Annotated in this window: 11 protein-coding genes, 1 tRNA gene and 2 rRNA genes (1 of these 14 only partly in view); 5 read left to right on the forward strand and 9 right to left on the reverse strand. The window is 65.9% G+C overall.

Going from position 1 to position 14,020, the window contains the following annotated elements; translation table 11 throughout:
* From Q333_RS0102810 to Q333_RS0102820, 3 genes are all read left to right on the forward strand, one after another.
* A 23S ribosomal RNA gene (locus tag Q333_RS0102810) occupies positions 1 to 742 on the forward strand; it begins 2,039 nt to the left of the window's first position.
* A gap of 68 nt (positions 743 to 810) precedes the next feature.
* A 5S ribosomal RNA gene (gene rrf, locus Q333_RS0102815) occupies positions 811 to 925 on the forward strand.
* Positions 926 to 991: 66 nt separating this feature from the next.
* A tRNA-Met gene (locus Q333_RS0102820) sits at positions 992 to 1,068 on the forward strand.
* Here the strand turns inward: Q333_RS0102820 and Q333_RS18025 are convergent.
* From Q333_RS18025 to Q333_RS17240, 3 genes are all read right to left on the reverse strand, one after another.
* Positions 1,025 to 2,665, reverse strand: a complete 1,641-nt coding sequence (locus Q333_RS18025; RefSeq protein ID WP_407059711.1) for a recombinase family protein — start codon at positions 2,663 to 2,665, stop codon at positions 1,025 to 1,027. The genes Q333_RS0102820 and Q333_RS18025 overlap by 44 nt on opposite strands.
* 223 nt (positions 2,666 to 2,888) lie before the next feature.
* Positions 2,889 to 3,497: a helix-turn-helix domain-containing protein gene (locus Q333_RS17550; protein ID WP_157072346.1), complete on the reverse strand. Its 609-nt coding sequence runs from the start codon at positions 3,495 to 3,497 to the stop codon at positions 2,889 to 2,891.
* Between the two features lie 80 nt (positions 3,498 to 3,577).
* Complete coding sequence (locus Q333_RS17240; RefSeq protein WP_084175702.1) at positions 3,578 to 3,844, reverse strand: helix-turn-helix domain-containing protein; 267 nt, start codon at positions 3,842 to 3,844, stop codon at positions 3,578 to 3,580.
* Positions 3,845 to 3,928: 84 nt separating this feature from the next.
* Between Q333_RS17240 and Q333_RS0102835 the strand changes: the two genes are divergently transcribed.
* A complete protein-coding gene (locus tag Q333_RS0102835; RefSeq protein WP_029415233.1) occupies positions 3,929 to 4,483 on the forward strand; it encodes a hypothetical protein in 555 nt (184 codons plus the stop codon).
* 432 nt (positions 4,484 to 4,915) lie between these two features.
* On the opposite strand, the gene Q333_RS0102840 is transcribed toward Q333_RS0102835, so the two are convergent.
* On the reverse strand, positions 4,916 to 6,169 hold the full coding sequence (locus Q333_RS0102840; protein WP_029415234.1) for a type II toxin-antitoxin system HipA family toxin: 1,254 nt from the start codon (positions 6,167 to 6,169) through the stop codon (positions 4,916 to 4,918).
* Between the two features lie 619 nt (positions 6,170 to 6,788).
* Here Q333_RS0102840 and Q333_RS0102850 point away from each other — a divergent pair.
* Positions 6,789 to 7,562: a hypothetical protein gene (locus Q333_RS0102850; RefSeq protein ID WP_211249685.1), complete on the forward strand. Its 774-nt coding sequence runs from the start codon at positions 6,789 to 6,791 to the stop codon at positions 7,560 to 7,562.
* Here the strand turns inward: Q333_RS0102850 and Q333_RS0102855 are convergent.
* The 5 genes from Q333_RS0102855 to Q333_RS0102875 all read right to left on the reverse strand — a co-directional run bounded on the left by Q333_RS0102855 (position 7,559) and on the right by Q333_RS0102875 (position 14,019).
* The gene (locus Q333_RS0102855; protein ID WP_029415237.1) at positions 7,559 to 9,061 is read right to left on the reverse strand and encodes a hypothetical protein; all 1,503 of its coding nucleotides are present in this window, start codon (positions 9,059 to 9,061) and stop codon (positions 7,559 to 7,561) included. The two genes, Q333_RS0102850 and Q333_RS0102855, sit on opposite strands and share 4 nt — an antisense overlap.
* Positions 9,058 to 9,303, reverse strand: coding sequence for a hypothetical protein (locus Q333_RS0102860; RefSeq protein ID WP_029415238.1), 246 nt, complete (start codon positions 9,301 to 9,303; stop codon positions 9,058 to 9,060). Before Q333_RS0102860 ends, Q333_RS0102855 begins: the two co-directional genes overlap by 4 nt.
* A gap of 71 nt (positions 9,304 to 9,374) precedes the next feature.
* Positions 9,375 to 10,076 carry an exonuclease domain-containing protein gene (locus Q333_RS0102865; protein ID WP_051651081.1) on the reverse strand — a complete coding sequence of 234 codons (702 nt, stop codon included), beginning with the start codon at positions 10,074 to 10,076 and terminating at the stop codon, positions 9,375 to 9,377.
* Positions 10,073 to 10,855: a PGN_0703 family putative restriction endonuclease gene (locus Q333_RS0102870; protein WP_029415240.1), complete on the reverse strand. Its 783-nt coding sequence runs from the start codon at positions 10,853 to 10,855 to the stop codon at positions 10,073 to 10,075. Before Q333_RS0102870 ends, Q333_RS0102865 begins: the two co-directional genes overlap by 4 nt.
* On the reverse strand, positions 10,852 to 14,019 hold the full coding sequence (locus tag Q333_RS0102875; protein WP_029415241.1) for a UvrD-helicase domain-containing protein: 3,168 nt from the start codon (positions 14,017 to 14,019) through the stop codon (positions 10,852 to 10,854). Before Q333_RS0102875 ends, Q333_RS0102870 begins: the two co-directional genes overlap by 4 nt.
* Between the last annotated feature and the right edge of the window lies 1 nt (position 14,020).

Genomic DNA, 14,020 nt, shown 5'->3' on the forward strand with positions numbered 1-14,020 from the left:
CCAGCTCTGGTGGAGCCATCCTTGAAATACCACCCTTACTGTCGTTGACGTCTAACCGAGGGCCGTTATCCGGTCCCGGGACATGGCGTGGTGGGTAGTTTGACTGGGGCGGTCGCCTCCCAAAGTGTAACGGAGGCGCGCGATGGTGAGCTCAGAGCGGTCGGAAATCGCTCGTCGAGTGCAATGGCATAAGCTCGCCTGACTGCGAGACTGACAAGTCGAGCAGAGACGAAAGTCGGCCATAGTGATCCGGTGGTCCCGCGTGGAAGGGCCATCGCTCAACGGATAAAAGGTACTCTAGGGATAACAGGCTGATTTTGCCCAAGAGTCCATATCGACGGCAAAGTTTGGCACCTCGATGTCGGCTCATCACATCCTGGGGCTGGAGCAGGTCCCAAGGGTTCGGCTGTTCGCCGATTAAAGTGGTACGTGAGCTGGGTTCAGAACGTCGTGAGACAGTTTGGTCCCTATCTGCCGTGGGTGTTCGAAGCTTGAGAGGATCTGTCCCTAGTACGAGAGGACCGGGATGGACGTACCTCTGGTGGACCTGTCATGGCGCCAGCCGTGCAGCAGGGTAGCTAAGTACGGAATAGATAACCGCTGAAAGCATCTAAGCGGGAAACTAACCTCAAAACAAGGCTTCGCTGAGGATCGTGGAAGACTACCACGTTGATAGGCCAGGTGTGGAAGCGCGGTGACGCGTGAAGCTTACTGGTACTAATAATCCGATCGGCTTGATCGTTTCTCAGCAAAACTCATTCGACTATGTCAACAATGTCTTCTCGCACTATCCGCTGTCCGCTCGGTTGACCTGGTGGCTATGTCGGAGGTTCCCCACCCGATCCCATTCCGAACTCGGTCGTTAAGCCCTCCAGAGCCAATGGTACTTCGTCTCAAGGCGCGGGAGAGTAGGTCGCCGCCGGGTCTACCGAGCGGACAGCCGATAGTGTGATGATCTCGAACGGTTCTTCCTCTCACGCCTACCGTTTGCCGCGGGATGGAGCAGCCCGGTAGCTCGTCAGGCTCATAACCTGAAGGTCGCAGGTTCAAATCCTGCTCCCGCACCCAATGTTACCTCACTTGCCGAAGTGAGACCAAAAGCCCCGCTGCTACCGGCCGCGGGGCTTTTTGCTGTCTGGGCTCTACCCACGCCCAGGAGGGCCGCGAGCGTGCCGCGGACCTCCAGCTCGAACTTGCCCTTCTGCTCCAACGGATGCAGGTCGACGCCCTCGATCAGCTTGCGAAGCTCGTTGCGGACCTCTTCGCCTTCATCGCCCTCAAGGGCCTCGTAAAGACGCGAGGCCAGTTGCGCGTAGGCCTGTGCCGCGGCCGGATGCAGGGCCACCGTCTCCGGCTCATCGACCTCGGCGAGAAGGGCATGAAGCTCGGTGCGCCGGGCCTTCAGCGGAGCACTACGGCTCTTCAGTTCCTCGATCTCCATAGCTCCATCGATGCACAAGGTCTGGGCGCGTTCGAGCTTGCGTGCGATCTCGGCCAGCTCCCGCTCCATCGGGGCCCGGGCCGCCAAGGTCTCTCGCCGGCGGTTCTGGCTCTCCTCGCGCAGCTGATCGACGGCAGCGGCCATGGCCTGAGGCGACAGCAGCTTGTCGCGGATGCCGTCCAGCACGCGCGCCTCGACCGTTGGCGCAGCGATGATCTTCTTGTTCGAGCAGGTGCCGCGCTCACGCGCCGCGCTGCAGGCGTACTTGTTGCCGTTCAGGGTCATGCCCGAACCGCACAGGCCGCACTTGAGCAGTCCGGACAGAAGGCGTTTGGGCCGTCTGGCCTGCTCGGCCGGCTGATCTGTCAGGGCCTCCTGCCGGGCCTGGGCCGCAGCCCACAACGCATCGTCGATGATGCGCAGTTCGGGCGCGGGTTCGCGGATCCATTCAGACTCGGGATTGAGGACGGAAGAGCGCCTGCCCGTGTCCGGGTGCTTCCTGAACTTGCGCCGGTTGAAGACCCGGACGCCGACATAGAGCTCCTGACACAGGATGCCATCCTTCGCCCGCCGGTCGCCGTAGACGGCCGAGGGGGTCCACTCTCCGCCGCGCGGACCCGGCACGCCCTCGCGGTTGAGAGCGTGCGCGATCAGGCGGGGCGACTTGCCGGCGGCGTAGTCGGTGAAAATCCTGCGGATGACTTCGGCCTGCTCCTGGTCGATATCCAGAAGCCCGCGCTCATCGTCTGCGCCACGCGCCACCCGATAGCCGTAGCAGCGACCACCGCCCGAGCGGCCCGCCTTCACCCGCGCCAACAGGCCACGACGGGTCTTCTTGCCGAGCTCGACCAAGAACATCTGGTTCATCGTTCCGGACAGACCGACGTGGAGCTCGGTGATGCGGCCTTCCGAGATCGTCTCCAGCGCCGCGCCGTAGAAGGTCAGCCGCTTGTAGAGGTGGGCGGTGCCCTCTTGATCCCGCGAAAGACGATCCAGCGCCTCGGTGAAGACGACGTCGAAGGCCCCGCGCTCGGCGCCCCGGAGGAGCTGCTGCACACCCGGCCGATTAGACAGGTTGGCGCCCGAGATGCCGAGGTCAGAGAATTCCTCGACCACTGACCAGCCCCGGGCCTGGACCAGAAGCCGGAGCGCCTGGAGCTGATCCTCGGCCGACCGGGCGTTCTGCTGGTCGGACGAATAGCGGGCGTAAAGGGCTACGCGCATCGACGCACCTCCGGGCCGGACGAAAGGGTCGTGGCGGATACGCGCCTCGCCGCCATCCGCGCAATAGCCTCGATCAGCGGCTGGAGAAGCCGCAGCTCTTCCCTGGTGATCAAGGGGCAGGGCAGGGGAGCGCCCGCGTCAGTGACACAGGCCTCGCCGGGGACGGGGTTATCGTTCGCACCGCGGACTGATCGCGCCGCGCCTGCGTTAATGGGAGCCGCCATCAGCCGTTCCTCTTCAGTACGGTGATCTGAAGGGATTTGAGCTGGCGACCTGCGTCAGACTTGATCCGGTCGCCGGCGTAATCGTTGGCCGGGGTCAGTGTGCGGTCCGTCGCATCCCATTCGCATCTGTCGAGATAGGAGATCACCCAGCCTTTGCCGGGCTGATCCAGAAACATCCTTCTGATCTGGTCCGGGACAGGAGAAGCAACATTGCTTTGCTTCGCCATCTCTCTAGAGAGATTTATTCCAGTTTCTTTATTGGGGTGCACACAGTTACGCCCCTCGGGGTGCAGATGACCCCTCCCCCGGGGTGCAGTGGCTGCGCCCCCGAAAGTGACGTTGGGCGCCAGACGATAGAGGCGGGGCGTACCACCATTGGCGAGGCGCTTCTTGCGTCCGGTGTCGCTAATGAGCCCGTCAGCCTCGAGCTTGCGTAAGCTGTTCTGGACGGAGCGCTCGGACCAGCAGGTATCTTGCATCAGGTCCGCGACCCTGACGCCGGCCTCCAGGGTATTGTCGTTCGCATAGTCGCAGAGCTTCTGGAGAACAAACTTGTCTTTGGGATTGATGCGCTGGGCTCGTAGCCAGCGATAGAGGTGGGCTTTCATGGAGACTCCTCATGGATGAGGAGACCCAAATTCAGCATTTCAAGGTGCAATGCGACAGGGTTGCGTTGTGCGGAGACGCATTATCTCCCGCACAACACCAACTTGTTGAGCATTCCAGCTTTTGAGTCTTTAGCCCTTGCTTTTTGGGCTATCAGATCAGCTGGCTCGGCGCCTAGAGCGGCAGCGATTCGGGCTATGACCAACAAGCTCGGGTTTCGGCGACCACGCTCAATTCCACCGACGTACGTCAGGTCGACCTTCGCCTCGAACGCCAGTTGCTCCTGGGTGATGCCGCGCTCGAGCCGCAGTTGACGGACTTTTTCCCCAAGAATGACGCGCCAATCCATCCCCTTGATGGACTGCGATCGGGACTATGTTCTCTAGGGATTATAGTCCCTATTGGGAGAAGTTTCGGAGCAGAGTGAGGTCGAATGTCCGCCTACCAATCCATTATCGACGTGCTGGCCCATGCTGCCGAAGAACCCGAAGCATCAGCGATCGAAATCGTGCAGGCACTTCGCAACATGCCAGCCGAAGTGGCCCAAGCTGGAGTTGATCGGGGACAGTGGGAGAAGGCTAGTGGGGCGATGATCGCGATCGCCGTCGAGGCTGACGTCGCTCGACGTGCCAGGAGGGCAGAAGTCCGTCGAGCGCAATGGCCAGACATGAAGCACCAGCTGGAGCTGTCCGGCTGCAAGGTCACGAACCGCGACTGTGACAGATGGCACGTGATCGGAACGGGCGTTTCGATCAACATCGACTTGAGAACGGGCGACGTTCAGCATTCGGACGACGAGCTAGGCGAACAACTCCCCGAGTTTGAACACATCACCGACCACATCGTCTGGTCGGTCGCTAGCCGGCAAGCCAGTATCGCCGACCTCGCGCGGCGGACTGAGCGTCGGAAGACGCACCGATGGGACAACAAGAAGAAGGTTTGGCTCCCGCGAAGTGGTGTGGGCCCGGTCATAAAGGGAGGCGACTGATCCATATCAGCCGTCCTGAGGTTGCCTCCGGCAATGCTTAGAGCGGCAGCGGAGGGAGGCGACCTACGCACTTGCCCAAGCCACCTCTCAAACATCAGCGCGCCGCACTTTTCCCCCCGCCTCGCCTGACCACTTCCTGTGTGAGAAAAATCGCAGTGGGAGCTAGCCTGCAGATCCAGCAGTTGGCTCGGCTGGCCAGCTTGGGGGCTCGTGCTTTTTACTACGCAAAACTATGCAGGGTCGCCGCAGATTTGCGTGTGGCCGGCGTAACTTCACCTCAGAACGGTTTCTGGCAGTATGAGGGCTACGAGCGACCGGAAAATCGCTGGCTATTGCCAAAGCTTGCCTCTGGCCACACCTCTAAAACATGACATTCAGCACAGTTCGCAGTCGTCCTGGGACTTCTTCCCGAGCGTCCAGTGCGCTTAGGGTTTACGGCGAGAAGCGTGCGGCCACATCCTTCAGCGCGGCGGCGATCTCGGCGCGCGAGGCCTTGGTGACGCCAGCCTCCTCGGCGAAGCGCGCCCAGTCCCCCAGGGCGGCGCGGACCTCGTCGATGATGGTGTCGATCAGCCGATCGGGCAGGCCATGGCGACGTCCGAGGCTGCGCGCCTGTTCGCGGGTCGGGTTTTTGCCCTCGCCCTCGACGTCGAGATAGTGCTCGCCGCCCGGCCCAGCCGAATAGGTCAGGTCGTAGGCTGGGGCGAGCCTCCATCCTCCGGTCTCGTCCATCAGGTAGCTGTGCTGGCGCGTGTGATCGTCACGATTGCTGGCCAGCACATTGAAGACCATGCGCCGGAAGGCGGCGTGGAGGTCGTCAGCGTGGCGGGTGATGGCTAGGGTCGCGCGCAGGAAGAGATCGTAGCTTGCAGGCGTGCGCCACGGCACCTCGACCGCGCCGCTCAACGAGACCATGTGCAGGCGCCGCACGGGTTCTGGGCGATCGAACCGGCGGGTGGCGAAATAGCCGGGGCCGGTCTTGGACGGCAGCAGGCGGTAGGGGGCCATCGTTAGGCCGGCGGCCAGGGCCATGGCCGCGTAGGCCGCTTCGATAGGGCCGATGTCCGGCGGATCGTTGGTCGCTGCGAACTTGACGATCCAGGCCTCGTGCCCCGCGGCTGTCTCGCCATCCGAGACCGAGATCCGCCCCTCAGCGTCGAATCCGACGTGAACCTTGGGCCGGGCGCCGCCCGAGCCGCCCGCCAGGGTGGCCAAGGTGTCGGCAAGGTCGCCCTCCTCGCCGGCCAGTATCGCCGTCGACTCGGCGGCCAGGGCGTCAAGATCGAGGCTATCGACCTCCGGTGGCGGCGCCGTCGGAGGCCGGTAGGTGAGGGCGCCGCGCCCGTGGTCCCCGACCAGGGCCAGGCGATCCAGGGCGCTCAGTGTCTCGATGGCGACGCCCAGCTTGCTGAGGCGGCGGCGCATGACGAGGTAGCCCCAGCCCTCAGGCAGGCTGTCGGAGAGGAAGCCGTGCAGGCCGTCAAAGTCACGGCCACGGGCGGGATGAAGCCCCGGTTCCGGCGGATAGAGCAGGGCCGAGACCGGCATCGGCGCAGCGATCAGTTCGGGCGACCACTCCAGCTGCGCCAGGCCGCCGGCCATCGCCAGACGCCCGACGGGCAGGGGGCCTTGGTCTTCATTGAAAGTCAGGCTGGCGGTCAGAGGGGTCCCGGGCGCGAGCTTCATGGATGCGTGACCTTCGGCGCGCGTGACCTCGCGGCTCGCACGCGCACCGGCCGAGACGAGACGCCGGCGGCCTGCTGCGCTAAGAGCGCATCGAGGCTACTGGCCGCCGGGAGGGGAAACAGCGTCTTCAGGGTATCCTCGCAGCGCAGGGCGACGGCGGCCTTGACCATATCCTCCAATGAGGCATGACCTTCGGTCTCCAAACGCCGCCAGGTTCTGTAGGCGACCCCGGCCCGCTGAGCGGCTTCCAGTTGCGGCCAGCCCAAGGCGACCCGGCACGCCTTAATGCGCCCGGCAAGGTCTAGCAGAATTTCAGAAGGCGTCTGTAGCACTGTCCATATATGGCCAGTTATGGGCGATTTTTCAAGATAATTGTCCAAAGACGGTTGTCGAGGAAGCGGAGAGCGGCGGGCGGGCGTGCTCGGTCCCGCCGCGTGCCGCGGCTCCTACGGGTCCGCCCCTACGGGCGCCTTTCGGGCGCCGCCCACCGCTCGACGGCGCGTCCCGCCACGCGCGATGCGCGGGCTCCTTGCAGCCTTCATTTTCTGGGGCGCGGATCGCTCCTCGCGCTCCGCGATGGTCTAGGGTCGAAGACTTGTTCGCGTTCGCCTGAGTCTTCTTGATGCAAACCTATATCGACGCCGCACGCCGACTGGACTTGGCGGCATATCGCCGAGGCGTCACGCCGTCAGAGCTGACTTTGTCGGACGGGCGCGACCTCTTCGTCTCCTACGCACCATTTGACCATATCGCCCGCCAGGCCGAGCTGGTGCTCGTCGGGCTGACGCCAGGACGCACGCAAGCCGCCAACGCGCTGGAGGCGCTGCAGGCGCAGTTGAAGGCGGGGCGGGACCTCGAGGGGGCCCTGGCCGCTGCGAAGTCGACGGCGAGCTTCAGTGGATCGATGCGCTCGTCGCTGATTGCGATGCTCGACCTGGTCGGCGTGCCGCAAAAGTTCGGCCGGGACAGCGCTGCGGCGTTCTTTGAGCCCGGCAGTCCCCTCGTCCATTTCACCTCGATGCTGCGCTATCCGGTCTACCTGGCCGGAGGCGCCAACTATTCGGGCGCGCCGGCGCCTCTGTCCCATGCCGTTCTGCGCAAGATGGTGGAGACGCATCTGGCTGAAGAGGCCGCCGCCCTGCCGCGGGCGATCTGGGTGCCGCTTGGCGGACATGCCGAGGCGGGTCTGAAACACCTTGCCGACGCCGGACGGCTCGATCCCGCGCGTATCCTGACGGGCCTGCCGCACCCTAGCGGGGCCAATGCCGAGCGGATCGCCTACTTCCTCGGCCGCAAGCCACGCGCGGCGTTGTCGGCCAAGACGAATGCCGACCGTATCGATGCCGCCCGCGAGCGCCTGCAGCGGCAGGTCGCTGGGCTGGCGGGGCGCTAGTCGGGCCGATCCTGCTTGGCGAAGGCCGCGCCTTGGTCAATCAGCCAACGGATGTGCGCCAGCGCCCGGTCGGGATCTTCCTCCGCGCTGGGCAGGGTCTCGGCGGCGAGCGTCCATTCCACGTCCTCGACCGACCAGCCGAGGCGTTTGTGGAGACGCGTGGCCTGATGGAAGATCCCCGAGGCGAGGCTCCGGTGGAGCCAATAGTCGCTGACCGCCGTGACTCGATCTGTGTTCGCCTGGCCTCGCTCCAGCACAGCGGCGAAGTCGACCTCGTGCCGGCCGTTCGGTTCGACCGCCAGGATGACCGCACGGAGATCTTCAAAGGTCAGGCTGGCGTCGGTCAGACCCGGTGACCGCCGCTTCGCTTCAGCGAGAATGTTGCGGCAGTCGTGGCAGATCAGGGCGCTGCGGTGGCCGCCGATGATCGGACGCCCCCGTTCTTCCAGCCGGTAACCGAGGTTGACCGGGTCGGTCTCCAGCTCGAACTCCGGGACGTCATGAATCTGGGCTGACCAGCGGCCGGCGTTCGACTTACGGCAGATCTCGATCTTGCTTCGGTCGCAAACCTCGCAGCGCCAATCGGCTGGCGCCGCTCGCCAAGGCGCGAAGGTCTGCTGTTGTGCGTCGAGGGCGGCGAAGGTCTCGGCTGGCGGAGCGGCGCTGCCGGACCGCCGCTTGGGCCGCATCGAACTGCCGGCGCCGGCCGCTGAGCGGGAGCGAGCGTCGAGGTGGCCGGCCAGCTGGTAGGGGCGATAGTGATCGCCGGCCTGGGCCACGAGGAGCTGATGGACGATCTCGGGATCGGACAGCGGCCGGCCGTAGGGCGAGCCCGGCCGCCCCTCCTTGCGATGCCGGCCATCGGCCACGCGCTTGGACAGGGTCGCGGCGAAGGCGACCAGATCTTCGAACACCGGCTTCAAGGTGCGCCAGATCTCGCGCGCCTGTTCGACATCGATGTCGTGCGGCTGATTGAGCCTAGGCTTGATGAAGAGCGCGATTTCCTTTGGCGAGAAGGAGAAGTCCGGGTCGACCTCGTCCCTCAGCGCCAACTTGGCCGCGCCCTCGGCGGTGTTGCAGTCGTTGCAGAGCAGGCTGGTGGTGAAGCGCTCGATGAGCTGGCGGCAGCTGTCGATGGCCCGGATCAGCTGCTCGCGAGACTCCCGCGCCTCGGGAAAGGGATTGTCGGCGCGGAAGATCGCCTTGGCGCGATCGTTGAGATGGTCATGGTGATAGTCCAGCTGACACAGCAGGACGCCGCTGGGGGTGAGGCGCGCGATGCTCGGCTTGTCGCGTTGGCAGCACGGGCAGACCCAGCTCATCGGCGTGGAGGCCCAGGCATCGTTCAGGGTCAACCGGTCCGTACCGGCCTTCAACAGCATGGCCTTGGTCTGGTGGCTCCATCGCCCGTCTCGGGCGCGCAACAGGCTTTGAATGAGCTCATCGGGCGCGGTGGCGAGGTCGGGGATGTCGAGGGACAGGCGAACTGGAAGGGTCACGAAATCAGCTCCGGAGGCCTTGGCGGGCGATGCGCCTGGTCGCGGCGAAGACGTGCGATCCAGGGTGGAACGCGTTGCGTCACGACCTGGGTGAGCAAAATCACGCCAACGACCGTAAGGGCCGGCACCCAGACCGCGGCGATGAAAAGCCACTTGGCGACACGCCAGGCCAGCACAAGCAGGAGCCAGGCCAGCGCCAGGAGACCGGCGATCATCAGGGCGTTACGGACCGCTCGGCTCATGGAGTCCTCCGGGCCACCCCATGGGCCCCGAGGTTAGATTGGCCTGTGCGCTCGACAGAATCGGTCGGGTGTCAAATCCGCAGCGCCAGCGCCCTTCGAGCGTGCCAAACCGTATCTGCGTCCATATCGGTCTGGCTGACCATCCATTGCAGGTAATCGCTCGGCACCTGCGCCCAGGGTTGGCCGCGATGCTTGCCAAAGGTGAGCACCGGCATGGGCCGCGGTTCGCGGGTCCAAGCAACCATCTGATCGAAGCTTGCGAACCGGGCCAGCTCGGCGAGGAGGTGGGCTGTGACCCAGGCGTCCGGCCCGGCACGGTGAGGCGGCATGGCCAGGGCGTTGTCGAGGGTCAGGCCGCGCCAGTAGCGCAGCACCTGGTTGGAGTGGCGCGGCGCGTCGGGCCAGACGTGCATCGCGACCTTGTAGGTGCAGATCCAGGGGATCGCGCCCGTCGTGGCTTCGGTGATGAACTGGCGCTCGAAGGCGCAGCTGTGCGCCACCAGCGCCGCGGGGGCGGGGCCGGTCCACACCGCCGCGTGCAACTGATCGGGCGTGCAGACCGGGGTATTCGGCCCGAAGTCCGCTTCAGTGATGTGGTGGACGGCCATCGTCTCTGGGGGAATGCCGCGCAGGGGCCGATAGAGCCAGGACTGGGGCGGCTCGACGGATGCGCCTTGGTCGTTGATCACCACATCGACGCGGCCGAATTCGATGATCTCCGCCGGCGGCTCCGTACCCGTCGTCTCCAGATCGATGACGCGCAGCCTCGTCATTGCCCACCCATGTCGAAGCGCGCCGCCATGGCGACGGCATGGTCGGCCAAGGCCGGCGAGTTCGACCAGTGCTCCATGAGGTCGGCGTAGGACAGGCTGCAGAAGGCGACCTCGGCGAGCGCATCGCTCACCTCGGCGCTGAAGGTCGCCAGCTCCGCGCGGTGGCCGTCAATGGCCGCACGGGAGACCGGCGGCCCGTCCGGGTAGGCATGAGGTTCAGCGTAGAGATAACAGAGCACCGCCCGACGGCCGGTGGCTTGGGCCTGAGTCCGCAGACCAAAGGCGTGCTTCACCAACTGGGCGGCGTCGAGGAACACAAAGGCGCGGCCTTGCACCAGGCTATCGCGCATCGCCTCAAAGGCGCCCATCGCCTCACCCCATACCGGCCGGGAATAGGCCGCGGAGAAGTTGGCCGACTTACGGTCCCTGAAGGGCTCATAGCGCTTGGATTCGATGCCGATCAGCTGGCCGTCCGTCTCTACCCCAACGTCGAGCCAGGGGTGGTGGCCGCCGCTCCAGGGGAAGCGCATCTCAACCTCGAGGTCGACGCACCGGGCGTCCCCGGCCGCAACGAGGCCGGGCAGGCTCAAAGCCTCCGGCCGATCAGCGAAGAAGCCGAAGGCGTTGGCGGCCAGGGCGGCCGAGGACTCAGGGTTGGCGAACTTGCCGCTGACCAATTCCTGGCCGCCGGCGACCTGGTAGCGCGCCAGGATGGCGGCCTTGGGCAGATGGTCGAGCAGCGCGGCTTGCGCGCCGGCGAGGGGATCGAGCGTATTCAAACCGCAGCCTCGGTTTGGCGCGCGACCCTGAGCAGGGCGCCGACGATCGGCATGTGAATGTAGAGGCCGTCACAGGCCTGGCCGACGGCCGCTTCGATCGCCTCGGCATAGAGGCCGAGCTGAGGCCCATAGCTGACGGCGCGGGTCTCCCAAGTGTCGCGCGAGCCGGGAAAGCTCTTGTGATCGATGACCGCGAAGCCAGCGTCGTGTTCCGCCAGAAGGTCGATCCGGCCTGACACCAGTTGATCGCCGAGCCGGGCGAACACCGGCGTCTCGCGGTGAAGCCGTCCGTTGGGCCACAAGCCGCCCAAGTGACGCTGCAGGCGATCACAGGCGTCGAGCACGTCCTGAGCCTGAACCTGATGCACGTTCCAGCGCTCCAGGATGCGATTGGCCTTCGCCAACCGGGCTTCGCCGGAGGCATGAGCGTCGTCCGCGGCGAAAATGGCGTGAACCGCCTCGCCAAGCGCAAGCATGTCGGGGGCACCGACAAAGGGCAGACGCGGGCCGAGTTGGATCTTCTCGACGACCACGAAAGGGCTGGAGCTTGCCTCGCTGCTCGGCCGCCGATGCAACGGGGCCCGATCGCGACGTTGACGCGTCAGGCGAACATAGGTCGGACGCACGACCGGTGGGACGAGGGCGTCATCGACCACAAGCGGGCTCACGCGCGCGGCGAAGGTCTCCCGTCCGGCCGTCAGGACATTGTTGGCGCCCGAGGGCAGGGCGACATGGCCGGGCGCGGTCCCGTCGAGGACCTGCAGCCACTTGAGCTCGCCCTTCGCGGGCGGGGCGAACACCGCGTAGTCTCGGGCGCGGGTCACGCCGACATAGAGCAGCCGGGTTTCCTCCTGACGGGCGCGAAGCTCGGCGGCCTGGCCCAGCGGCGAGGTCAACGCGGCTTCATCCAGGCCGACGTCCTTGCTCTGGCTTGCATAGGGCCATGGCCAGTAGCGGATCCAGCGGCCAGCCAGCGGATCGCGCCAGTCCAGGGCGCCTTCGGCCTCGGCCACGGGTTCGAAGAGGCGCGGCTTGGGTTCACGATTGAGCCCGGTGAGGACGACCAGCGGCCACTCGAGCCCCTTGGCGCCGTGGTAGGTCATCACCTTCACAGCGTCGGCCTGCAGGCTCTTGGGGCGTCGGGGTTCATCGGCCGCCAAGGCCAGCACGAGGCCTGATGGGGTCGCCGGCGCGCCGGAGCTGGCGCAGCTGGCTTCATAGGCCCGCGCGAAGCCGCGCAAGGCTTCAAGATCATCCAGCCGCGCCGCGACGTCGCCCCAGGTCTCGATCCGCCGAATGACCTCCGGCAGGACGATCAAGGCGTCGACAAGATCGGCGGGGGTGAGGGTCAAGACCGTTTCACGCAGGCTCGCCAGGGCGGTCGAGATGGGGACTGCGGCCTGCAGGGCCGCGTCCTGATCCTCGGCGCTGACCGCCTGCAGCCAGAGGTCCGAGGTCGGATCGTCGCTGAAGAAGCGGGCAAGTTCCGCCAAGGCGAGGCGATCCGTCGGGTCGGCGACCCAACGGAAGGCGGCCATCACCAGTTCGACGTGAGGCGTCCTGGCCAAGCCGTCACGTTCGACGGCGACCTTGACCCCAAGACGGCTGAGTGAGCTGGCGACACGCAAGATGTCAGCGTGGCTGCGGCAGAGCACGGCCACGTCGCCGGCCTTCAGCGGCCGCACCCCGCCCTCGGCCTTGTCGCCGACGACCCAATCTGACCCGTCGGCGATGGCGTCGCGGATGCCCGCTGCGAGCGCGGCGTACTGCAGGTCCAGCTTGCCCTCGAGCCACCAGACGGCGAAGGGCGCGTGATCAAAGCCGTCTTCCTTCCGCGCGGTGCCCGCGAAGGCATGTTCGGAGGCTGGCAGACCCATGGCCGTGAAGGCCGGACCAAAGGCGGCGTTGACGAAGGATACGATGCCCTCGCGGCTGCGGTAGGATGTGGCCAGCACCTCCTGCGGCTCGGTTGTCGTCGAGGCGACGCCGTCGAACGCGGCCTGGGTCAGGGCGCTGTCTGCGTTGCGGAAGCCGTAGATCGCCTGTTTCGGATCGCCGACCCAGGTGCTGGCGTCGACCAGCTCGGCCATCGCGGTGAAGATGGCGATCTGCAGTGGACTGGAGTCCTGAAACTCGTCGACGAATACGCGGCTGATCCGCTCCCCCAGGCGCCCGGCCATGGCCGGGTCTTGGAGCACCTCCAGCGCCAGGGCTTCCTGGTCGATGAAGTCCATCAAGCCGCGCGCGGCCTTGTAGGCCTGGTAGGCATCCAGCGCCTCGGCCGCGCAGGTGAAGAGGGTGCGGATGAAGGCTTCGCAGTCCGCGTGCAACCGCGGATGCTCTGGGTGGCGCGCGGCGGCGCGCGACACCGCGTCCAGGGCGTCGATCAGCGCCTGGCCGTCCTTCTTGGCGCATTTGACCTTCGAGAGCCGCGCCCAGTCGGGCCACGACAGGCGCTCCCCGCGTTGGGCGGCGGTATGGACCGGCCGCAGCAACTTGAGCGCCGCCTTGCCGTCATTGCCGAGTTCGGCGGGAAACACAGCGAGGGCCGCGGTCACGGCGCCTTGCAGGGCCTTGTCCAGCGCGTCCGCGCTGACAGACGGAGCCGGCAGCAAAGCCAGGAAGGTCTCGACCGACCGATCGGCGGAATGGGCGAGGCCTGCGGCGCCCAGACCATTGGCGCGGGCCAATTCGATCAACCGTCGCACGGTCGAGCGCCAGTCCGAGCGCTCGGCGTCGGCGGCGCGTTTGGGCTCGAAGAAGCCCATGGCGTCGGCCAGGGCGTTGAGCGCCGGCGCGTGCCGCTCGATCGCGGTGTCGGCGGCGATGGCGAACAGGCGCGAGACGCCATCTTCCGGGATGACCTCGGCGCGGGGCGAACGACCAAGATCGATCGCGTGCTCGCCGACAATCTGGCCGCAGATCGAATTGACGGTGCCGAACCGGGCTCCAAGCAGACGTGCGGCCTTCTCAGCGCGCCCGGACTTGAAAAGATGGGCGCGCGACCGCTCGATGAGTTCGTCGGCCGCCTTCACCGTAAAGGTGGTGGCGACGATTTCCTCCGGTTCACGGGTTTCTACCTCGCTGGCGATGTCCCGGACGATGCGCGTTGTCTTGCCGGCTCCGGCGGAGGCCACGACGGTGTTGATCTTGGCGGAGGTCATG

It is taken from the genome of Brevundimonas bacteroides DSM 4726 (genome assembly GCF_000701445.1).
Classification (GTDB): domain Bacteria; phylum Pseudomonadota; class Alphaproteobacteria; order Caulobacterales; family Caulobacteraceae; genus Brevundimonas; species Brevundimonas bacteroides.

Excerpts from the sequence above, each read along its gene's own strand:
- Q333_RS18025 (WP_407059711.1), bottom strand. The coding sequence starts at position 2,665 with ATGCGCGTAGCCCTTTACGCCCGCTATTCGTCCGACCAGCAGAACGCC.
- Q333_RS0102865 (WP_051651081.1), bottom strand. The coding sequence starts at position 10,076 with ATGACGAGGCTGCGCGTCATCGATCTGGAGACGACGGGTACGGAGCCG.
- Q333_RS0102835 (WP_029415233.1), top strand. The coding sequence starts at position 3,929 with ATGTCCGCCTACCAATCCATTATCGACGTGCTGGCCCATGCTGCCGAA.
- Q333_RS0102840 (WP_029415234.1), bottom strand. The coding sequence starts at position 6,169 with ATGAAGCTCGCGCCCGGGACCCCTCTGACCGCCAGCCTGACTTTCAAT.
- Q333_RS17550 (WP_157072346.1), bottom strand. The coding sequence starts at position 3,497 with ATGAAAGCCCACCTCTATCGCTGGCTACGAGCCCAGCGCATCAATCCC.
- Q333_RS0102875 (WP_029415241.1), bottom strand. The coding sequence starts at position 14,019 with ATGACCTCCGCCAAGATCAACACCGTCGTGGCCTCCGCCGGAGCCGGC.
- Q333_RS0102860 (WP_029415238.1), bottom strand. The coding sequence starts at position 9,303 with ATGAGCCGAGCGGTCCGTAACGCCCTGATGATCGCCGGTCTCCTGGCG.
- Q333_RS17240 (WP_084175702.1), bottom strand. The coding sequence starts at position 3,844 with ATGGATTGGCGCGTCATTCTTGGGGAAAAAGTCCGTCAACTGCGGCTC.